16 protein-coding genes are annotated in these 21583 nt (G+C 67.8%); 2 read left to right on the forward strand and 14 right to left on the reverse strand.

Annotated features, from left to right (window positions below; translation table 11 throughout):
- Positions 1-66: 66 nt before the first annotated feature.
- Both T8K17_RS07075 and T8K17_RS07080 read left to right on the forward strand, forming a co-directional pair.
- Positions 67-2703: an ATP-binding protein gene (locus T8K17_RS07075; RefSeq protein WP_322333790.1), complete on the forward strand. Its 2637-nt coding sequence runs from the start codon at positions 67-69 to the stop codon at positions 2701-2703.
- Entirely contained in the window at positions 2696-3898 is a 1203-nt protein-coding gene (locus T8K17_RS07080; RefSeq protein WP_322333791.1) for a response regulator, read from the forward strand. The genes T8K17_RS07075 and T8K17_RS07080 overlap by 8 nt, the downstream gene beginning before the upstream one ends.
- A gap of 37 nt (positions 3899-3935) precedes the next feature.
- Here T8K17_RS07080 and T8K17_RS07085 read toward each other — a convergent pair whose 3' ends face one another.
- The 14 genes from T8K17_RS07085 to T8K17_RS07150 form a co-directional block, all read right to left on the reverse strand.
- Positions 3936-5012: a response regulator gene (locus T8K17_RS07085; RefSeq protein WP_322333792.1), complete on the reverse strand. Its 1077-nt coding sequence runs from the start codon at positions 5010-5012 to the stop codon at positions 3936-3938.
- On the reverse strand, positions 5009-5473 hold the full coding sequence (locus T8K17_RS07090; protein ID WP_322333793.1) for a response regulator: 465 nt from the start codon (positions 5471-5473) through the stop codon (positions 5009-5011). The genes T8K17_RS07085 and T8K17_RS07090 overlap by 4 nt, the downstream gene beginning before the upstream one ends.
- Before the next feature lie 103 nt (positions 5474-5576).
- Positions 5577-6836 (reverse strand): sensor histidine kinase, encoded by a 1260-nt coding sequence (locus T8K17_RS07095; RefSeq protein WP_322333794.1) that lies wholly within the window; start codon positions 6834-6836, stop codon positions 5577-5579.
- A gap of 129 nt (positions 6837-6965) precedes the next feature.
- The gene (locus T8K17_RS07100; protein ID WP_322333795.1) at positions 6966-8570 is read right to left on the reverse strand and encodes a gamma-glutamyltransferase family protein; all 1605 of its coding nucleotides are present in this window, start codon (positions 8568-8570) and stop codon (positions 6966-6968) included.
- Positions 8571-8605: 35 nt separating this feature from the next.
- Positions 8606-10801 carry a N,N-dimethylformamidase beta subunit family domain-containing protein gene (locus T8K17_RS07105; RefSeq protein WP_322333796.1) on the reverse strand — a complete coding sequence of 732 codons (2196 nt, stop codon included), beginning with the start codon at positions 10799-10801 and terminating at the stop codon, positions 8606-8608.
- A gap of 86 nt (positions 10802-10887) precedes the next feature.
- Positions 10888-11802, reverse strand: a complete 915-nt coding sequence (locus T8K17_RS07110) for an ABC transporter permease (RefSeq protein WP_322333797.1) — start codon at positions 11800-11802, stop codon at positions 10888-10890.
- Between the two features lie 61 nt (positions 11803-11863).
- The gene (locus tag T8K17_RS07115) at positions 11864-12811 is read right to left on the reverse strand and encodes an ABC transporter permease (RefSeq protein ID WP_322333798.1); all 948 of its coding nucleotides are present in this window, start codon (positions 12809-12811) and stop codon (positions 11864-11866) included.
- A 76-nt stretch (positions 12812-12887) separates the two neighbouring features.
- Entirely contained in the window at positions 12888-14435 is a 1548-nt protein-coding gene (locus T8K17_RS07120) for an ABC transporter substrate-binding protein (protein ID WP_322333799.1), read from the reverse strand.
- Between the two features lie 80 nt (positions 14436-14515).
- The gene (locus T8K17_RS07125) at positions 14516-15481 is read right to left on the reverse strand and encodes an oligopeptide/dipeptide ABC transporter ATP-binding protein (protein ID WP_322333800.1); all 966 of its coding nucleotides are present in this window, start codon (positions 15479-15481) and stop codon (positions 14516-14518) included.
- Positions 15482-15548: 67 nt separating this feature from the next.
- Positions 15549-16547 (reverse strand): ABC transporter ATP-binding protein, encoded by a 999-nt coding sequence (locus T8K17_RS07130; protein WP_322333801.1) that lies wholly within the window; start codon positions 16545-16547, stop codon positions 15549-15551.
- 350 nt (positions 16548-16897) lie between these two features.
- Positions 16898-17980 carry a TauD/TfdA family dioxygenase gene (locus T8K17_RS07135; protein ID WP_322333802.1) on the reverse strand — a complete coding sequence of 361 codons (1083 nt, stop codon included), beginning with the start codon at positions 17978-17980 and terminating at the stop codon, positions 16898-16900.
- Between the two features lie 125 nt (positions 17981-18105).
- Positions 18106-19539, reverse strand: coding sequence for an amidase (locus T8K17_RS07140; RefSeq protein ID WP_322333803.1), 1434 nt, complete (start codon positions 19537-19539; stop codon positions 18106-18108).
- A 40-nt stretch (positions 19540-19579) separates the two neighbouring features.
- Complete coding sequence (locus T8K17_RS07145; protein ID WP_322333804.1) at positions 19580-20551, reverse strand: oligopeptide/dipeptide ABC transporter ATP-binding protein; 972 nt, start codon at positions 20549-20551, stop codon at positions 19580-19582.
- Complete coding sequence (locus T8K17_RS07150) at positions 20548-21576, reverse strand: ABC transporter ATP-binding protein (RefSeq protein WP_322333805.1); 1029 nt, start codon at positions 21574-21576, stop codon at positions 20548-20550. Before T8K17_RS07150 ends, T8K17_RS07145 begins: the two co-directional genes overlap by 4 nt.
- Positions 21577-21583 lie beyond the last annotated feature (7 nt).

Consider the following 21583-nt stretch of genomic DNA (forward strand, 5'->3'; position numbering starts at 1 on the left):
CGCGATAGCCCCCGCCGGGCGATAGCTACGAGCCTGATCCTCTCACCCTTCGAGAAGGCGGTGAGCATGAAACGGACCTGGTGGACGCCCCGGACCCTCGTGGTCACCGCCTGTATCGCCGCGACGGCGGTCTTCGCCTGGCACGCGGTCGACAAGCTCGACCTCGCCACCGCCCGGGAGCGGCTCGGGGTGAGCCGTGAGGTCGGCGTCATCCGCGCCCGGCTCGAACACGCACTCACCGCCCGGCTCGAGGTGGTCAACGCCCTCGCCGCCCTGGTGGCGCTCGAGCCGGATCTCTCCCCCGACCAGTTCGCCACCTTCGCCCGCGCCGTCACCGCGCGGGTCGCCAACCTGCGCAGCGTGCAACTCGCGCGCGATGCCGTGGTCTCCGACGTCTATCCGCTGGCGGGCAACGAGGCCGCCCTCGGCCACGACCTGCGCGCCGATCCGGCCCGCCGCGCGGCGGTGGAGGAGACGATCCGCAGCCGCTCCCTGCTGCTGGCGGGCCCGGTCTCCCTGCGCCAGGGCGGCACGGCCGTGATCGGCCGCCTGCCGGTCTTCGTCGGTCCGGCAGCGGACCGGTTCTGGGGTCTGGCGGTGGTGCTGATCGACCTGGAGCCGCTGCTGGCCGAGGCCGGTATCGTCGATGCCGGTATCGGCGGGGCCGGTATGGTCGGGGCACGGGGCGGCCTGGACATCGCCCTGCGCGGACGCGACGGGACCGGGGACGCGGGGGCCGTGTTCTATGGGAGCCCGACGATCATCGAGGACGCTCCGGTAACCGCGCCGATCCAGTTCAACGGCGGAAGCTGGCAGATCCTGGCCCGGCCCGCCGGCGGATGGGCCAGCCTCGGCTCCGACGCGGAGATGCAGCGCTCCCTCGCCCTGGAGGGTGCCCTGCTGCTGGCGCTGATCGCCGCCCTGGTGGCGCTGCTGCGCCGGCTGGAGGCCGAGCCGGGCCGGCTGCGCCGCGCGGTCAAGGACACGAGGCGGCAGCTTCAGACCGCCCTCGACACCATCACCGAGGCCTTCGCCTATTACGACGCGGAGGATCGGCTGGTCACCTTCAACCGGCAGTACCGCGACTTCTACCAGGAGAGCGCGCCGGCCATCGCCGAAGGGGCCCGGTTCGAGGACGTGATCCGCTACGGCGCGGCACACGGCCAATACGACCTGACCGGCCGCAGCCTGGAGGAGGTGGTTGCCGAGCGCCTGGACCGGCACCGTAATCCCCAGGGAACGATGCTGCAGAAGCTCGGCAACGGACGCTGGGTCCAGATCTCCGAGCGGCGCACGCCCGACGGCGGCATCGCCGGCATCCGCACCGACGTCACCGACCTGAAGGAGGCGGAGGACAAGCTGCGGGCGATCAACGAGACCCTGGAGGAACGGGTCCGCGAGCGGGTGGCCGAGCTCGACCGGGTGAACGCGGATCTGCGGGCCGAGGTGGAGTCGAACAAGCTGCTGGCCGCCGTCGTCACCGCCATCCCGAACGGGGTGACGATCTCCGACGCGCGGGCGGCGGACAATCCGCTGATCTACTGCAACCCCGCCTTCACCCAGATCACCGGCTACACATTCGAGGAGATCCGGGGGCGTAACTGCCGGCTGCTGGCCGGGGAGGACGCCGATCCCGAGGCGCGCCGCGCTCTGCGCGAGGGCATCCAGGCGGGCCGCCAGACCCGGGTGGAGCTCCTGAACCGGCGCAAGGACGGCACAGCGTTCTGGAACGAGCTGGCGGTGGTGCCGGTGCGCAACGGCGCGGGCGAACTCACCCATTTCGTCGGCATCCAGCGCGACGTCACCCGCCGCCGCGAGGAGATCCGCGAGCGCGAGCGCATGCAGTGCCAGCTCATGGAATCGGGAAAGTTCGAAGCGCTCGGCACCCTCGCCGGCGGCATTGCCCACGAGATCAATACGCCGGTCCAGTATCTCAGCGACAATCTGGGCTTCCTGAAAGTGTCCTTCGAGGAGATGGGGCCGGTGCTGGAGGCCTGCCGGGCGGTGCTGGAGGCGGAGGCCGACGCGGCCCGTGGCGAGGCCCTCGCCGCCCTGCGCGAGCGGTTCGAGGCCGTCGACTACGATTTCCTGATGGAGGAGATTCCGGCCGCCGCCGCCCAGTCGATCGACGGGGCCGAGCGCATCGCCCAGATCGTGCGGGCGATCCGCGAGTTCTCCCATCCCAGCGACCGCCAGGAGAGCGAGGTCGACCTGAACGCGATCGTCGAGACCGCGGTGACGGTGACCCGCAACCAGTGGAAATACCAGGCCGAGGTCGAGATGGATCTGTCCCGCGAGGCCCCGATCATCCTCGGCAATGCGGGCGAACTGACCCAGGTGGTCGTCAATCTCCTGGTCAATGCCGCCCAGTCGATCGAGGAACAGGGCCGCTCGTCCCTCGGCCGGATCACCATCGCCTCGCGGCGCCACGGGTCCGGAGTCGAGCTGGAGATCGGCGACGACGGGCCGGGCATCCCGGAGGAGATCCGCTCCAAGATCTTCGAACCCTTCTTCACCACCAAGGAGCCGGGCCGCGGCACCGGCCAGGGACTGGCGATCTCCGACGCGATCGTGCGCAAGCACGGCGGGCGGATGACCGTGCGCTCCACCATCGGGGAGGGGACGGTCTTCACCCTGACCTTCGACCCTGCCCCGACCGCGCAGGGAAAGCGGGCCGCCCAGGGAGAGCAGATTTATGGCTGAGACCAGCGTTCTGTTCGTCGACGACGAACCCAATGTTCTGCAGGGCATCCGGCGCATGCTGCGCCACAAGCGGCACGACTGGAGCATGCATTTCGCCGGTGGCGGACGCGAGGCCCTGGCGCTGATGGCACAGACTCCCATCGACGTGGTGGTCTCCGACATGCGCATGCCGGAGATGGACGGTGCCACTCTCCTGGAGGCGGTGAAGGACCGCTATCCCGACACCGCGCGCTTCGTGCTGTCCGGCCAATGCGACGAGGAGACGGCCCTGCGGGCGGTTGTGGTCAGCCACCAGTACCTGTCCAAGCCCTGCGACGCCGAGCAGTTGGAGCAGAAGATCGGCCGCGCCCTGGCCGGCCGGGCGGCGCTGGCGAGCGATCCGCTGCGCCGGCTGATGTCCAGCCTGAGCTGCATCCCGAGCCCGCCCTCGGTGTATCTCGACCTGATGGCGGAGCTCCAGAAGCCCCAGGTCTCGGCCGAACGGATCGACGAGATCGTCGGCCGCGACCCGGGTCTCACGGCGAAGCTGCTGCAGATCTGCAATTCCTCCTATTTCGGGCTCGCCTCCACGGTCCGCTCGATTCACCAGGCGGTCAGCTTTCTCGGCGTCGACACGGTCAAGGCCCTGGCCCTGCAGTTCGGGGTCGTCGGCCAGATGCGGCGCACCGGGATCGGCGGCCGCGAGGTCGCGCGCTTCGTCGACCACAACCTGGAGGTCGCCTGCTTCGCCCGGCGCATGCTGCGGGACGCGGGGCTCAGCCAGGCGGCCATGGACGAGGCCTATACCGCGGGTCTGATGCACGATATCGGCATCCTGGTCCTGGCGGAGAATCTGGGGGAGGACTACGACGCCCTGGTCACCAGGCATGGCGGGCGCGGGGCCGATCTCGCCGCCGCCGAGCGCGCCGATTTCGGTGCCGACCATGCCGCCGTCGCCGGCTATCTGCTCGATGCCTGGGGGCTGCCGGGCGCGATCGTGGAGGCGGTCAGCGGCCACCATCGTCCCGAGCGCCAGACCGGCGATGCCCTGAGCCCCGCCCTGGCGGTCCATGTGGCGGCGCTGCTGGCCGAGGAGGGGGAGGCGGTGGGGCCTGAGGGTCGTGTCGAGGGCCGGCTGATCGAGCCATCCCTGCGAGGCGCGCCGGCGGTCGCCGAGGCGCTGGCCGGGTGGTGCGAAGCCCTGCGCGTGCGGTGAGCGGGCCGGCCGCGCGGCGCCGCGGCCCGAACGGTCCCTACGCGGCGGAGGCTTCCGCCGCCAGGCTCTTCTCGATCTCGACCAGTTCCGGCCAGGACCGGTCGCGCGCCCCGGCCAGGACCCGGACTTCGCGCGGATGGTTGCCCATGGTGGCCAGGGTGACATCCTGGGAGCGCACCTCGTCGATGATGTCCTCCGGGAAGCCCCAGATGGTCAGCAGAAAGGCGCCGACATTCAGCCCGGTTGCGCCGAAGGCGGTCTTCTCGCGCTCCCAGCGCAACGGTGTATCCGAGGTGCCCACCGTCGAGGCGTAGTTCCACGGCAGCACCTGAGCCAGGGCGATCGACCCGACATTGCAGTAGGGGCCGGCGATGCCGAGCTCGCGCTGCTTGGCATGGTCGAGATTGGCGGCCTTCGCCATCCGCTGCACCGTGGCGGTGATCTCGGAGGCTTCGTCCCACAGCATGTCGATGAGCGGGTTGCCGACGATATGGGTGTCGGTGCGGGCGCTACGCTCCAGCTCGGCGATGGCCAGGCGGATGCTGCTGTCGTCGCCGGCATGGGACGTGCCCTCGCCGCTGAGATGGCTGGTGGCGAGCTGGAACAGGGCGGCGGCGATCTGGAAATCGGCCTTCAGATGCTTCTCGCGCGCGGCTTCGATGACGCTGCGCGGCATGGGCGGCGAGGACAGGCCGCCGACCAGTTCCAGCACCAGCGGGTTCTTCATCAGCCGGATCGCGACGATCACCCGCGAGAGGTAGAGCGAGAGCTGGTCCGGGTCGCAGGGTTTGGAAAAGGTCCGGTGGGCGACGCCCATCAGCAGCGGGGCGATGGCCGGGATCGGTCTGCCTGAGAGCATCACCCGCACGGTGCCGGGCCAGCGCTGGCGCACCACCTCCATCACGGTGTCGCCCATCATGCCGGGCATGTCGTGGTCGCTGATCAGGATGTCGACCCGCCGATCGCCGAACTTGGCGAAGGCTTCGTCGGCGGTGGAGACGAAGGCAATGTTCCACTCGTTCTTGTACTTGTTCAGCGCCCGGCGCAGGCCGTCGAGGAAGTTCTGATCGTCGTCGAGGAAGACCAGGTTCGGTTTCGGGGCCTGGGCGTTCATGATGCCGCCCCCGCCTTGCTGTTCGCCCGGTAGGTGCTCCAGCGCTGGATCACGGCCAGCAGCTTTTCGGTGCTGATCGGCTTTTCCAGCACCGCCAGGGCCCCGCTCTTCTTGGCCTCGCTTTCCAGGTCGAGATCGGGCACGCCGGTGAGCAGGAACAGGCCGGTATGCCGACGTTCGATCAGGTTGCGCGCGACGATCTCCTGCACCAGTTCGACGCCGCTGCCGCCGGGCATCATCTGGTCGGCGAAGATCAGGTCGTAGGGTTTGCCGCGGACTTTAGCCGCCTCAAGGGCGGTGCGGGCCTCGCCGATGTCCGAGGCCAGGTCGACTTCCCGGACACCGGCCCAGCGCAGCATCCGCCGCAGGGTCTGACGCATCTCCTGGATGTCGTCGACGATGAGGATCCGGTCGATGCCGGCACCGGGGGGCAAGGTGGAGCGCGAACTGCTGATTGCCATGCTCATCGGTCGTCCCTTTCGCGTCTAGATCGACGTCTTCGAACAGGATGCGCCCACCGCCGCGACCCGGCAGTCCGCAGATGGGGAGGCGGGCACCGCGCCGTCATTCCGCCGGCAGGGCGACGTGGACGGTCGTCCCTACCCCCGGCGCGCTCTCGATCTCGATGCGGCCGCGGTGTTCCAGGGTGATGGAGCGGTGGACGGTGGTCAGGCCCTGGCCGGCGCCGTGCCCGGGCGGCCGGGTGGTGAAGAACGGCTCGAAGCAGCGCGCGGCCACGTCCTCTGCCATGCCGGTACCGGTATCGGCGATCTCCACGGTCACCGTTCCGTCGGCCGCTGTGCTGCGGATCGAAATGATGCGCGGGCGCTCTGGGTCGCTCGATTCCACGGCCTGAATGGCGTTGGTCAGGACGTTGACCCAGGCCTGGGCCAGGGAATTGGCGACGCCGCGGACCTCCGGCAGGCTCTCGGCCAGCTCCAGCCGCAGGTCGGCGCCCTGTCGGATCCGCCCCCGGATCAGGGTCACGGCGGTGCGAATCGTCTCGTTCACGTCGATCTGCGCGTAGCTGGTGCCCTCGCGGTCGCTGAAGGTCTTCATCGCGGCGACGATCTCCGCCATGCGGGCGAGACCCATCTGCATGTCGTGGACGGCGCTGGGGTACTCCTCGCACCAGTCCTCCTGGAAGCTCGGTCCGAGGGCGGCGAAGGCCTCGTGGTAGTCCTCGTAGAGGCTTTCCAGGAAGGTCACGTTGCTGCCGAGGAACTGCAGCGGGGTGTTCAGCTCGTGGGCGAGACCGGCGGACAGGGTGCCGACGGCCTCCATCTTGCGCGCCTGGAGCAGTTCCTCCTGGCTCTTCAGGAACCGGCTGAGCGTCTCGTTGGCGTTGCGGCTGGAGGAGCGCAGGATCTCCGCCTGGGCGCGGACCAGGTCGCGCATATCGGCCAGGGTCGGGGGCCCATCGTCCGGGGTGACGACGATCGGGTCGTAGACGGCGGCACCATCGCGGTCGAGGGCGATCTCGGCGACCTCGTAGATCGGCGCGTCGGCCTCGAACACCAGGGTTTCGCCGCCGGCCTTGTGCAGATAGGCATCGACCGGCTTGCCGGCAAACAACTCGTCGAAGAACGGCCGGCTCTGGAATTCGGTGAAGCGGCCTCGCGGGATCAGCGCCGGTTCCCGGCCCCCGGACCCGTCGATGACCAGGGCGGTCAGGGCGGGACGGGCGAAGAAGGTACCGGCCACCTCGCGCAGGGTGACGTCGTCTGGCAGGACCACGGCGGGTCCCGCCAACTCGCCGATGGTCGACTTGGTGGTAAATCTGGGCTGTACGCCCAGGCTTCTCTCAACGGGCTTGAGGTTCACGGCACGGCGCCTCTTCTCATCCGACAGTGAAGAGAAGCCACACCTTCAATCGACGCCCTATCCCTGTTTCAGGATACGCCGCGATATTTCTGCGCCGTCTTTACGACCTCCAGCGGCAAGCGGCCCCGCCTATGCGGGGACCGCCGATCCGTCGCGCCTTGGATCGGCCGCGCCGACCATCGCCCCGGTCTCGGGCGTGAAGGAGACCGCCTGCATCCCACCGCAGTTCATGGTGAGCGGCGGCGCCATTTCGACCGCGTGGCCGCGCCGCTTCAGCTCCTCCACCGTGGCTTCGGGCACCCGGCTTTCCAGCTCGACCCGCGCACCGTCCCACAGCCGCGCCCGCGGCGCCTCGATGGCGGCCTGCAGGTCGAGGCCGTAGTCGAGGTAATGCACATAGGCCTGGGTCTGGGTCTGCATGATGCCGTAGCTGCCCGGCGTGCCGAGGGCCAGGACGCCGGTGCCGTCGACCGTGCCGATGGACGGCGCCACCACGGAGGCCCAGGCCTTGCCCGGCTCCAGGTAGTTCGGGGAGTCCGGCTCCAGATCGCCCCAGTTCAGGTAGTTGGACATGCACACGCCGGTGCCCGGGATCACCACGCCGGAGCCGAAGATGCCGCCCAGGGTCTGGGTCACGCAGATCAGATTGCCGTCCGCGTCGGCGGCGGAGAAGGAGGTGGTGTGCTGCTTGGTCCAGTCGGTCTCGCTCATCGGACCGGCACCCCACTGCTCGGTGCGGCCGATCACCGGCTTGCCGTCGGTCAGCCGCGAGCGCAGCCGGTCCAGGACATTGGGGTCGAACAGCCCCTCCACCTCGGCGCGCGGCCGCTTGTTGTAGTGCAGGCGCATTTCCGAGGCGATGCGGATCGAGCGGAACACGGTGTCCAGATGGTCCGGCCCCAGATGGTCCATGGCGCCGATATTGCTCTCCGACAGCATCGCCAGGGAGAGCAGCATCTGGAAGGATTCCGCGGGCGGCGGCACGGTGTGGATCGTCATGCCGCGATAATCGACCTGCATCGGCTCCATGAACTGCGGATCGACCCGCTCCAGGTCCTCCATGGAGATCACGCCGCCGATCGACTGCAGGTGCTCGGTCATCGTCTTGCCGAGCGGGCCGCCGTAGAGATGGCCGATGCCCTCGGCGCCGATCGCCTCCAGGGTGTCGGCCAGCAGCGGCTGGCGCAGCACCTGGCCGGCGGCCTTCTCGCCGAGCGGATCGAGATAGGTCTCGCGCCAGAGGTCGGGATAGTTGCGGTCCAGACAGAAGTCCATCAGCCGGGCGTAGAAGGCGGAGGACGGCACGCCGACCCGGGCGAGGCGGACAGCTTCCTTGAACAGCACGTCCAGGGACCGGGTGCCGTAGGTCTTGTTGATGGTGTTCCAGCCGGTGAGGTTGCCCGGCACCCCCGGCGCCTTCGGCCCGGCGGCGATCTCCGCTTTGGTGGTGGAGGATGGATCGAACTTGAGCGGCACCGGCGGGGTGAAGTCGAGGGAGCGGACCCGCTTCTCCTTGGCGATGTACATGGTGGCCAGCCCGTTACCGGCGAGGCCCGACATGAACGGCTCGCAGACGTTCAGCGCCGCCGCCGTCGCCACGATCGCGTCGAAGGCGTTGCCGCCCTCGCGCAGCACCTGCGCGCCGGCCGCCGCCGCCGAGGGGTGGGCCGCGGCCACCATGCCGCTCACGCCGCGAACAGGGGAGCGCCCCGCGATATAGGTCACGTTAGCCATGTCGGTCTTGCCGCCTTCTTCTTCTGTCGGGAGGGTTACGCCGAGAAGCGCTTCACCACGTTGTCGATGATCTTGGAGATGTTGTTGCGATAGCCGTTGTGGGACAGGCTGCCGCAGAAGGTGATGGAGCCGGTGGAGAATACTGCCCCACCGTTCGGCGCCTCGAAATAGGTCATGTCGGCCCGGATCAGCGACGCATGGGTGACGCCGGTGGCGGTGTTGCGCTGGGAGAGCTGGTCCTCCAGGACCGGGATGAAGGATTCCTGGTGGTTTTCCGAAGAGGCGACGACGATCGCGTGCTCCGGCGTGCCGAGGCGGATATCGGCGCGGTCCAGCTCGAACCCGGCGGCCCCGCCGCCGGAAAGGCCAAAGTTTCCCAGCACTTCGTCGTCCACGCCCTCGAAGATCCAGGCGGCGCGGGGATTGTCGCTGCCCGGCTTGCGCCTAAAGTAGGAGCTTTCGAAGGCGCCCTGGCTGGAGAAGCCGACGCCGGCGAGCTTCTGCGGCGGCCGGTCGTTGCGCCGCCACAGTCCGCCATAGCCGCCGTCGAGCTGGTTGAAGTATTCGCCCGGCTCGGCCGCCCAGGCGCGGATGCCGCCCTCAGCCCGGCGGATCTCGATCATGCCGGGGATGTCCGGATGGCGCGCGACCCGCCAGTAGAAGCCGTTGCCGCCCATGTACATGAACCGGCCGCCGCCATCGACGAAGGCCTGCAGCCCGTCCAGGGTGCCCGGCGTGTGGTATTCCGGATGCGAGCCGGTGATCACCAGCTTGTACGGCTTCAGGATGTCCACGCCCTCGTCGTCCAGGTCCTCGTCGGTGACGATGTCGAAGTCGTGGCCCATCTCCTCCAGCCAGTCGATCAGATGGGTGTCTGCCGGGAAGTGCCGCAGGCCGGAACCGCGGGCGTCGTTGAAGGTCAGGTAGCCGGGCCGCATCGTCACCAGCGGACGCAGGCGAGAGGAGAAGCACACGCCGCTGCTGTCCGGATGGTAGTTGTAGGTGGAGTGGGCGTAGTCCGGCACGTCGTCGGCATTGTGCGGATAGGCGCCCCAGTTCTGCATGCGGGTGCGGAACGCGTGATCCAGGTTGCCGCGGGCGTGGTTGCCGTAGACCTGATAGGTGAAGGTCGAGGCCAGGAAGCAGATATCGGCCTGCTTGGTGCCGGTCTTCGGGCGGACGTAGAACGGGATAATGTCCTCCGCCTCGCCGCAGCGCAGGCGCGCGCCGTAGAGGCCGCTCTTGGCGTCCGCCGGGATCTCGATCGTGAAATCGGTCTCCCAGCCGCAATCGTACAGATCGTCCTCGTGGAAATGGATGGCGGCGTACTGATCCGGTGCGTGGCGCCAGCTCATCTCCTCGCCGGTCCAGGTCGAGCCCTTCATGGCCCGCGTCGGCATGTTGACCGTCGTACCGTGCAGCCCGAGCGGGCCGGTGTCGCGGATGGTCTGGCCGGAGATCTCCTGGCCGAAATCCCAGGCGGCCACCAGCCCCTCGGCATCGCCGCCGGCGAGCACCGATGTCACCGCGTCTTCGGACAGGACCCGGTCGGCCACGAAGGGCCGCTCGATCTTGCCGTTGAAATGGTGGGTGACGACCCGGCCCGGCTCGGCAGCGATCAGCAGCGGCTTCCCGCTGGACAGGACCGGGGCGCCGGAGGTCTGCCGGGTGGCGGTGCCGGTGTCGTCCGACATCACCTGTGGGGTCAGGGGCGTCTGGGACACCGAGAGGGTGCCGGCGGTGCCGTCGAAGCTGGCGAAGACGCGGTACCAGCAGCGGGCCCGCGGACGCTTGCCGAGGCTCAGGGTGTCAACCGCGCCTTCGCCCAGGCCGATCCGCAGGGTGACGCCGTTCGGCCCCAACTCCAGCGAAAAGCCTTCGCCGGCGACCGCATCGAGGGTCGAGATGACGGTCTGCACGCCCTTGGCCGGCAGGGTGGGCCATACGGTGGCGCCCAGGGTCAGGGACCCGGCCATGGCCCCCGCCGGCGGATGGGCGTCGACCCTGACATAGGAGCCGAGATGCACCGGCTGCAGGCGGGAGGGGTAGGTGCCCGACGCCATCGGCACGTCGATCAGCTTCATGCCGGGACCGGCCGGGTTCGGATCGCCGTGGCGGATCCGCACGACGTCCATGGTGTAGCCGTCCTCGAAGGTGGACGAGACCTTGAACTCGATGCGGCCCCCGGGGGTGGCGGACATGCGGTCCGGATAGCCGGTCAGCGGAAGCATGGCAGTCCCTCTGCAATCTCGGTCGGCAGACTGTCCCGGCGCAGGACGCGCCGGGGCTCATGGCGGGCCGGAGCGCGCGCCCGGGTTCAGGCGTCGGCACCCCGGATCTTCGGGTCGAGAGCGTCGCGCAGGCCGTCGCCGAGGAGGTTCAGGCCGAGCATGGCGAGGATGATAGCAACCCCGGGGAAGACACTCATCCACCACATGCCGAGCAGGATGTAATCCTTACCCTCGAACAGGATGGTCCCCCAGGTCGGGGTCGGCGGCCGCACCCCGAGTCCGAGGAAGCTCAGCGAGGTCTCCACGATGATCGCGTTGGCGACCAGCAGGGTGGCCTGCACGGTGATCGGCGCCAGACAGTTCAGCAGCACGTGCTTGAACAGGCGGACATGCATCGGCAGGCCGATGACGATGGCGGCCTGGACGTATTCCTCTTCCTTCTGGGTCAGCACCGCGCTGCGGGTGATGCGGGCGATCTGCGGGGTCGAGACCACGGCGATGACGATAACCACGTTGACGATGCTCGGGCCCAGCACCGCCAGGATGCCGATGGCCAGGATCAGCGCCGGGAAGGCCAGCAGCACGTCCATGCAGCGCATGATGATGTCGTCGACGAAGCCGCCGAGATAGCCCGACAGCGCGCCGCCCGTCACGCCGCAGACCGTGGCGATGGTGATGCTGACGATGCCGACCATCAGCGAGATCTGCGTGCCGTGGATCACCCGACTGAGCAGGTCGCGGCCATACTGGTCGGTGCCGAGCCAGTGCACGGCCGAGGGGCCGGTCAGCCGGACCGCCAGGTCCTGGGCGTTGGGGTCGTAGGGGGCGATGAAGTCGGCGGTCAGGGCGACCAGGATCGCCAGGACGAACACCACCAGCCCGGCCACCGCCAGCTTGTTGGAGGCGAAGGCGTCGACGAACAGCCTCAGCTGGCCGCGTGGCGGGGGCGGCTCCTGGGTGTCGGCCGCGACGACCGCGATTGCGTGCTCCTGGGTAGTCATTCGTATCCTCCCGCCATTCGGGTCTCGGTTCCTGGGTCGGCTCCGGGCGCCCGGCCGCGGCTCAGCTGTATTCGATCTTGGGGTTGAGGAAGGCGTAGCTCAGGTCCACCAGGATGTTGATCCCGACATAGACGGTCGCGAAGAACAGGATCAGGCCCTGGATGATCGGGAAGTCGCGCTTGGCCATGGCGGTGATCAGCTCGCGTCCGATCCCCGGCATGAAGAAGATGGTCTCCGTCAGCACCGCGCCGGCGAGCAGGGTGCCGGTCTGCAGGCCGATGACGGTGATCACCGGGATGAAGGCGTTCTTGATCGCGTGGCGCCGGATCACCCACTGCTCGGCCAGGCCCTTGGCGCGGGCGGTCTCGATGTATTCCTTGCGCATCACCTCCAGCATGGAGGAGCGCACCATCCGCATGGAGATCGCGGCGAAGAACGCGCCCAGCGACACCGCCGGCAGGATCAGGCTCAACACTCCGGGCATGAAGCCCTTGTTGAAGTGGAACCCGCCCGGCGGCAGCCAGCGCAGGTAAACGCCGAAGACGATGATGAACACCAGGCCGAGCCAGAAGTTCGGGATGCTGATGCCCAGCAGCGCGATCACCCGCGAGACGTGGTCCATGATCGTGTTGCGCTTGATCGCCGAGAGGATGCCGACCGGCAGGGCGATGATCAGCGAGAAGACCAGGGCCGAGACCGTGAGGGTGAGGGTCACCGGCAGACGCGAGGCGATGATCTCGGAGACCGGCTGGTTGGTGTGCAGCGAGCGGCCGAGATCGCCCTGCAGCACGTTGAAGAACCAGATCAGGAACTGCTCCCAGAGCGGTTCGTTCAGGTTCCACTGCTCGCGCAGGGACTGGATCGCCTCCGGCGTCGCCGCATCGCCCAGCACCGCCTGGGCCGGGTCGCCCGGGATCAGGTGGATCAGCGAGAAGATGACGATGGAGATCCCGATATAGACCGGGATCGCGTGCAGAAGCCGTTTCGCGAGATAGGCCCAGAAATTCATTTACCGTGCTCCGCGCGGGGGAGACGGGCACCGGTCCCGATGCCGGTGCCCGTCCGTCTGTCGGAAAGCGACCGCCTCAGGAGAGGTCGGTCTCCCAGAAGATGCTGTCGTTCGGCGTGCCGACCTTGTAGTTCGTCACGCTCTCCGACCAGGCGTCGGTGCTGTCGACAAAGACCACCTGGGTGTACGGCACCTGGTCGTGCAGGACCTTCAGGAAGTCGGCATAGACGAGCTGACGCTCTTCCTTGTTCACCGTGACCAGGAACTTGTTGAGCAGGTCGAACGCCTTCAGGCCGTGTTCGTCCTCCCAGCCGAGCTGGCGCGACGGCGGGGTGTAGAACAGCGGGGCGGTGGCGGCGCTGTAGCCGAAATAGCCGGCGTTCAGATCCTCGTAGGACGCCTCGTAGTCCCAGACCCGCATCTTGCCGAACATGACGCTCTTCTCGAGCGGCTCGATGTTCATCTTGATGCCGATATCGGCCAGGTTGGCCTGGATCACCGTGAGCTGCTCGACGAACCAGCCTTGGGCGGTGGTCATGCAGGTGAACTCGAAATTATCCGGCTTGGAGCTCTCCTTGAGGAACTTCTTCGCCATGTCCGGATCGTAGTCGATCTTGGTCATGTCGGCCGGATAGTCGCCGGCCGGGAGCTGCCAGCCCGGGGTCGGGGCATAGGCGATCTCGGCCATGCCGTAGAACACCTTCTCGGCGATCGCCTTGCGGTCGATGCCGTAGGCCACGGCCCGGCGCAGGTTCACGTCCTGGAACGGCCCGGCCTTGGTGTTGAAGTAGAACTGCTCGGTCTGGGTGCCCGGGACCTGGCCGACGACCACGCCCGGCGCGCTCTTGAGCTGCTCCAGGTTGCGCGGCGGGATCTCCTTCATCATGTCGACCTGGCCGGTGATCAGGTTGGTCACCTTCACCGTGTCGTCCGGGATGATCTGGAAGTAGATCTCGTCCAGCTTGGGCACGCCGGCGGTGAAGTACTTCTCGTTCTTCTTCACCAGGATATGGTCGTCCTTGACCCACTCCACGAACTCGAACGGGCCGGTGCCGACCGGATTGCGCGCGAAGTCCTTGCCGAATTCCTCGGCCGCCTTCTTGCTGACGATCTTGCACATGGTGGAGGTGTCGAGGAAGTCCGGGTACGGCTCCGACATGGTGAACTTGACGGTGTACTTGTCCACCGCCTCGACCTTCGCCAGCGGCTTCAGCCAGAGCGACAGGAAGAAGTTCTGACCGGTCTCGATGGCGCCGCGGATGGTGTCGTAGGTGTAGACCACGTCCTCGGCGGTCATCTCGCCGTAGCCCTTGTGGAACTGCACGCCTTCCTTGAGCTTGAAGATGTAGGTCAGGTCGTCCGGCTGCTCCGGCGCGGCAACGGCCAGATCGGGGAACATCTTCGACTCGGCGTCATAGTTCATGAGGCCGTTGTAGATCTGCTTGTCGACGTTGAGGCTGGTCACGTCGCTGGACGTGCGCACGTCCAGGCTCCAGGCGTCGGAGCTGATGGCGACCGTCAGCCGGCCGCCGGCGGCATGCGCGATCTTGGCGGTGAGCAGGTCGCTCGCGATGAAGGCACCGGCGCCCGCGCCGGCGATCTTCAGAAAATCCCTACGCTTCATTGAGAAGTCTCCCGTTCTTTTACTGTGAATCTGACCCTGGCAACCTCCGTTAATCCCGCGTCGTTGGTGCGCGCGGGCTCTCAGTACAGGTGACAGGCGACCGATCTGGTCGCGTTCACCTTCTTCAGCTTGGGCACCACCTGCCGGCACTGTTCGGTGGCGAACTGGCAGCGGGGGTGGAAATGACAGCCCGAGGGCGGATTGACCGGGCTGGGGATCTCCCCCTTCAGCAGCACCCGGTCGCGCTTGGCGCGCGGGTTCGGGACCGGAATGGCGGAGGTCAATGCCTGGGTGTAGGGGTGCAGCGGCTCGGCATAGAGGCTCTCGCGGTCGGCGACCTCGACCAGCTTGCCGAGGTACATGACGGCGATGCGCTCGCACAGGTGCTGCACCACGTTCAGGTCGTGGGCGATAAACAGGTAGGACAGGCCGAAATCGTCGCGCAGCTTGTGCAGCAGGTTCAGCACCTGGGCCTGGATCGACACGTCCAGGGCGGAGACCGGCTCGTCGGCGATGATCAGCTTGGGATTCAGCGCCAGCGCCCGGGCGATGCCGATGCGCTGCCGTTGGCCGCCGGAGAATTCATGCGGGTAGCGGCTGGCCATCCGCGGGTTCAGGCCGACCGTGTTCATCAGGTCGCCGACCCGCTCCTCGGCCTCCTTGCCCTGAGCCACCCCGTGCAGCCGGATCGGCTCGGCGATGGCGTGGGCGACGGTCAGGCGCGGGTTCAGGGAGGAATACGGATCCTGGAAGATGAACTGCATGTCGCGGCGCAGCGGCCGGAATTGCGCGTCCGTCATCGCCTGAGTGTCCTTGCCCTCGAAGACGATGTCGCCCTCGGTGGCCTTCAGCAGACGGACCAGCAGGCGGCCGGTGGTGGTCTTGCCCGACCCGCTCTCCCCGACCAGCCCCAGGACCTCGCCCTTGTGGATGTCGAAGGTCACGTCGTCGACGGCGCGGACATACTTGGTCTCGCGGGAGAACAGGGACCCCTTGCGGATGGGGAAGTATTTCTTGAGCCCCGCGACTTCCAGCAACTTCTCCAAGAACGCTCCCCTTCGTTATGCGCTCGGTCCGCCGGCCCCGGCTGTCGCCGGGCCCGGCCCGTCTCCGTCACTCGGCGGCCGCGGCCGTCTGGGTGACGCTGTCCAGCCAGCACCGGCTCATATGGCCGGGCGCCACCTCCCGGAACGGCGGCTCCTCATCCAGGCACTTCTGCATGCAGAAATCGCAGCGCGGCGCGAAGCTGCAGCCCTTGGGGATGCGCAGCAGATCCGGCGGCTGGCCGCGGATCGGCTTGAGCTGCTCGACCCGATGCTCCGGCGTGGGCAGGGAGTCGAGCAGGCCGCGGGTGTAAGGGTGCTTCGGCTCGTCGAACAGGTCGTAGACGCTGGCCTGCTCGACGACCTTGCCGGCATACATGACCACGACCTTGTCGCAGATCTCGGCGACCACGCCGAGGTCGTGGGTGATCAGGATGATGGCGCTGTTCAGGTCGTCGCGGATCCGCCGCAGCAGGTCGAGGATCTGGGCCTGCACCGTCACGTCGAGGGCGGTGGTCGGCTCGTCGGCGATTAGCAGCGCCGGCTCGCAGGCCAGCGCCATGGCGATCATGACGCGTTGGCGCATGCCGCCGCTGAACTCGTGCGGATAGTTGTCGAGCCGGCCTTCCGGCTCCGGGATGTTCACGTCGCGGAACAGTTCCAGCGCGCGGGCCCGGGCCTCGGTCTCGGTCATGTTCAGGTGGAGGCGCAGCACCTCGGTGATCTGCCGGCCGACGGTCATGGTCGGGTTCAGCGACACCATGGGATCCTGGAAGATCATGGAGATCCGGTTGCCCCGGACCTTGCGCATCTCGCTTTCGGGCAGTTCGAGCAGGTCCTTGCCCTCGAACTCGATCTTGCCGTCGACGGTGCGCCCCGGCGGGTTCGGCACCAGCCGCAGGATCGAGCGGGCGGTGATGCTCTTGCCGCAGCCGGACTCGCCGACGATGCCGAGAACCTGGCCCTGATCGACGCTGAAGCTGACGCCGTCGACCGCCCGGACCACTCCTTCGCGGATGAAGAAGTGGGTTTTAAGGTTAACGACGTTCAGAGACGGCGTATCGGCCATGTGTATCCATCCCCCGATGGCGGCTGCACATTGTGCACATAGGGAGGGTAAGGCCGGCCCTAGCGGAGGTAAATACGTCCAATACGGTTTTGGGGAGAATCTGCATGGAAATCGGGCGTCATTAAAATAGCAATATTTTTCAATGTATTATGGACGCTTCGAAATGCGATGAAACCTTGCTCTGGACGAAGGTGATTACAAATAAGGCGCACCTGATGTGCAGAAGGCGTGAAATTGTGCACAATAGGAGAAGTGTCCGACTGCCGCTTGCGGTGCCGGCGCCGCAGGGGCGCGCCGCGCGGGAGGATGGGGCGCTGGGATGCGTTCCGCAGCGCCCCTGTGTGGCCGTCTCAGGCGATCGTGGTTGGCATGCCGTGGCTGGCGGCCTGGCGCTGTTCGAAGGCATGCCGGGTCGCATCGTAGCAATGGCCGCGGAAGCCGCCGCGCACGGTTCCCGGCTCGATATCGCGGAAATACACCCGCCAGCTCTCCGGCAGCCGGACCGAGTCCGGCGGCGCGAGCCAGAGGCGGTGCAGCAGGCGCTTCTGTTCCGGCGCCTCGAAATCCTCGAACTCGGTCCGCGAGTGCAGGGCGACGTGGTTGTTCATGATCTGCAGATCGCCCGGCTCCAGCCACATGGTGAACATCAGCTCCGGCCGGCGCAGGATTGCGTCCAGATAATCGGCGGCCTCGCGCTGGGCGTCGCTCATCGGCGGCACGCCCTCCAGGTCCTGGGCGGTGCGCACCCGATTGCGGTTCCACTTGCAGAACAGCCGGCCGTCCTCGAAGTCGAACAGCGGCTGGGGATAGAACGGCCCCTCGTCCGGTGCCTCTTCCTGGTTGCGGCTGAAGTAGAACGGCTGGCGCGCGACCTCCGCCAGATCAGGGCGCTCTGCGGCCAGCGTCTGCCACGCGGCGATGCTGCTGGTGACCATGCTCTGCCCGCCGGCCTTGGCCTTGTTGTAGCAGGCGAGCGTGACCAGGTCGCAGCTGTCCACGTGGAAGTCGAGTTTGGCGTTGGAATTGTATCCACGGCCGCCGGCCGAGCGGTAGTCCATGCCGGCGGACTTGACCTCGGACAGGTAGTGGGTCGCCTTGCCCTGGGGCCGGGCCACGCCGAGATGCAGGCCGATGGCCCAGCTCAGCAGGCGGAACTCCTCCGGGCTCATGCCCTCGCGCGGCAGGCCCTTCACCAGAGAGATACCTAGGCCGAAATGGGCTTCCCGCGCGGCCGCCCGGACCGTCTCCAGCCCGGGACCGAGATCGAACTCCTCGCGGCGGTAGTCCAGAAGGTCGCGCTCCGGGTCGTAGGCGGCCTTGACCGCCGCGGCCATGGGCGCCCGGTCGGCATCGGCGAGAGGGAAGATCCAGCGGCGGTCGCGGTTCAGGTCGTCGGCCCGCCACGCGGCCGACGTGTCGTATTCCTGCGGCATGTTCCTACCCGATTGTCTGCTTGTTATGGGCAGATGCTATCGGCCGCCAAAGGGGCGGTAAAGGCACCGACTGCAGGGGATCGGTGCCTTCGCAGGTTCAGAAATGGCGGCTTGGAAACATGGACTCAGGCGGAGAGCGCCTTGATGTCCGGCAGCGGGCGGGCGCGGGCCGGGATCGTCGCCATGTGACGTTCCAGCGCGGCGGAGATCGCGAACAGCTCCACATCGCCGTAGCGCTTGCCGGCGACCTGCAACCCGAATGGCGTGCCGGTCGGATCCAGCCCGCAGGGCAGGGTGATCGCCGGATGGGAGACGTTGGTGATGCCGTAGGACAGGCCCAGCCAGTGGAAATAGCTGCGCAGCTTCTCGCCGTTGATATGGGTGGGAAAGAGCTGCTCCACCGGGAACGGCGGCACCGCGGCCATCGGCGACAGCAGGACGTCGTAATCCTGCATGAAGGCCAGGTGGCGGCGGTACATGGCGGTCTGCTCGTTCTGCGCCCAGGCGGCGTCGGCGAAGCTGTAGCCGAGCGCTTCCTCGTAGTTCTCGATGGCGTTCGGGCCGAGCAGGTCGCGCTTGGTCTCGTAGTGCGGCCGGAACCGGTCGAGGAACTGCAGCGAGCGCAGGATGGCGAAGACTTCGTCGGAATTCTGCAGCGGCGGATCGACCTCCACCACCTCGCCGAACGCGCCCTTCAGATCCTTGATCGCCGCGCGGAAGGTCTCGCGGATCTGGTTGTCGACCGGGGCGAAGCCCAGATCCTCCGATACCGCCACGCGCAGGGTCGAGAGGTCCACGTCCGGCAGGTTCAGGAAGTTCTTCGGGTCGACGGGCCAGGCCAGCGGATCGACGGGATCGGGGTCGGCCAGCACCGACAGCAGCATGGCCGTGTCGGCCACGTCGCGGCCCATGGGACCCTGCACCGAGATGCAGCTCCAGCCCGACGCCCGGTTCGACATCGGCACCAGGCCGGGGGTCGGCCGGTAGCCGACGACGCCGCAATAGGCGGCCGGCGTGCGCAGGGAGCCGCCGGTGTCGGAGCCGAGCGCCACCGGCACCATGTTGGTCGCCAGCGCCACGGCGGAGCCGCCCGACGAGCCGCCGCAGATTCGCGTCGGGTCGAACGGGTTGCCGGTGGCGCCGAAGACCGGGTTGGTCGAATTGGCGCCGAGGCCGAATTCCGGGACGTTGGTTTTGCCCACCGCGACCGCGCCGGCCTTGCGGGCGGCGGCGACCAGCCGCTCGTCCTTCTCCGGCACGTTGTCGGCGAAGATCGGCGAGCCGAAGGTCGTGCGCACCCCGCCGCTGACCATGGTCTCCTTCACGCCCATGGGCAGGCCGTGCAGGGTCGGCAGGTCGTCGCCGCGCATGACCGCGTCCTCGGCCGCCTTGGCCTCGCCCTCGGCCCGCTCCCAGCAGGTGGTCGGGATGGCGTTCAGGGTCGGGTTGACCGCCTCGATCCGCGCCCGGCACGACGCCAGAAGCTCCACCGGGGAGAGTTGCTTTGCGCCGATCAGGCGGCGCGCCTCCACCGAAGAGAGGTCACACGGCTCGGTCACAGGCGGTCTCCTTGATGCAGATGCGGACAGGCGGGGCGGGTCAGACGGTCACGGCGTCGTCGTAGAGGTGGCATTCCACCAGGCCGTTGCCGTCGCGGATGGTCTTCGGTGCGGTGGTCTTGCACACGGCACCCGCATGGACGCAGCGCGGATGGAAGACGCAGCCCGGCGGCGGGTCGATCGGGTTCGGGAATGTGGTGCCGAGCTGGGCGTCCGGCACGCCGAGACCGGCCTCCGGCGTCAGCACCGAGGCGAGCAGGGCTTCGGAATAGGGGTGGCGCTGCTTGGCGAAGAAGGCCTGGCCTTCCGCCTCCTCGACGATGCGGCCGAGATACATGACGGCCACCTTGGTGGCGATCAGCTCGACCACGGCGAGGTTGTGGCTGATCAGCACATAGGTCAGCCCGAGTTCCTTCTGCAGATCCAGCAGCAGGTTCAGGATCTGCGCCTGGACCGAGACGTCCAGGGCCGAGGTCGGCTCGTCGCAGATCACGATCTCCGGGCGCATGACCAGGGCTCGGGCGATGGCGACGCGCTGGCGCTGGCCGCCGGAGAGCTGGCTCGGATACATGTCGTAGGCCCGCTTCGGCAGGCCGCAGAGGTCCATGATGTCCTCGACCTTGCGCCGCCACTCGGTCTTGTCGCCGATGCTGTGGATGTAGAGCGGCAGGGTGATGATGTTGCCGATCGTCTTGCGCGGGTTCAGGGACGAATAGGGGTCCTGGAAGATCGGCTGGACCCGCTTGGCGAGCTCCTTGCGGCCGATCTCCTCCAGCGGCTGGCCGTCGATCGCCAGGGTGCCGGAGGTGGGTTCCTGCAGGCCGAGCAGCATGCGGGCGACGGTGGACTTGCCGCAGCCGGACTCGCCGACCAGGCCGAGCACGCCGCCCTTCTCGATGCTGAGCGAGACGCCGTTGACCGCGTGCAGCGGCCGCTTCGGCTGGAACATGCCCTGGCGGACCTTGAAGGTGCAGAACAGGTCGCGGGCCTCGAGGATCGGTGTGGTGGTCATGCCGGGCTCCCCGACTGGATGGTCCCTGTCCGGACGGTGCCTGCCGTCAGCGCCTGCACCTCCTCGGCGCGGGCGCAGCGCACGGCATGTCCGGGCACGATGTCGTGGGTCGTCAGCGGCTGCAGGCAGATGTCCTGGGCGTAGGCGCAGCGGTTGGCGAAGGCGCAGCCGGTCATCTCGCCGATCATCGACGGCACGATGCCCGGAATGGTGCCCAGCCGCTCGCCCTGCTTGGTCTTGCCGGGGACGGGGATGCAGTTCATCAGGCCCTGGGTGTAGGGATGGGTCGGCCGGCTGAAGATCTCGCCGACGACGCCGCTCTCGATGATCTCGCCGGCATACATCACCGCCACGCGGTCGGCGATGCGGGCGACGACGCCCAGATCGTGGGTGATCAGGATCACCGCCATGTCGAACTCGCGCTGCAGATCCTTCAGCAGGTGCAGGATCTGCGCCTGGATCGTGACGTCGAGGGCGGTGGTCGGCTCGTCGCAGATCAGCAGGTCGGGGCCGCACATGAGCGCCATGGCGATCATCACGCGTTGGCGCAGGCCGCCGGAAAGCTGGTGCGGATATTGGCCGAGCCGGCTGGCGGCGGCGGTGATGCCGACCTTCTCCAGCAGGTAGATCGCCCGTTCGCGCGCCTCCTTCTGCGACACGCCCTTGTGCAGCCGGATGCCTTCCTCGAGCTGGTTGCCGATCGTGTAGGCCGGGTTCAGCGAGGTCATCGGCTCCTGGAAGATCATCGCCATGGTGTTGCCGCGCACCTTGGCCATGCCCCGTTCGCCGAGTTTCAGCAGGTCGGTGCCGTCGAACGAGATGCGGTCGGCATCGCGCCGGGCGCGCGACGGCAGCAGGTTCATCAGCGCCAGGGAGGTCAGCGACTTGCCGCAGCCGGACTCGCCGACGATGCAGAGGGTCTCACCCTTGGCCACCTCGAAGCTGATGCCCCGGACCGCGTGAAGCACGCCGGCCGAGAGCGGGATGGAGACGCGGAGGTTCTCCACACTGAGGGTCGTCGTCATCGTGCGT

It is taken from the genome of Thalassobaculum sp. OXR-137 (genome assembly GCF_034377285.1).
Classification (GTDB): Bacteria; Pseudomonadota; Alphaproteobacteria; order Thalassobaculales; family Thalassobaculaceae; genus Thalassobaculum.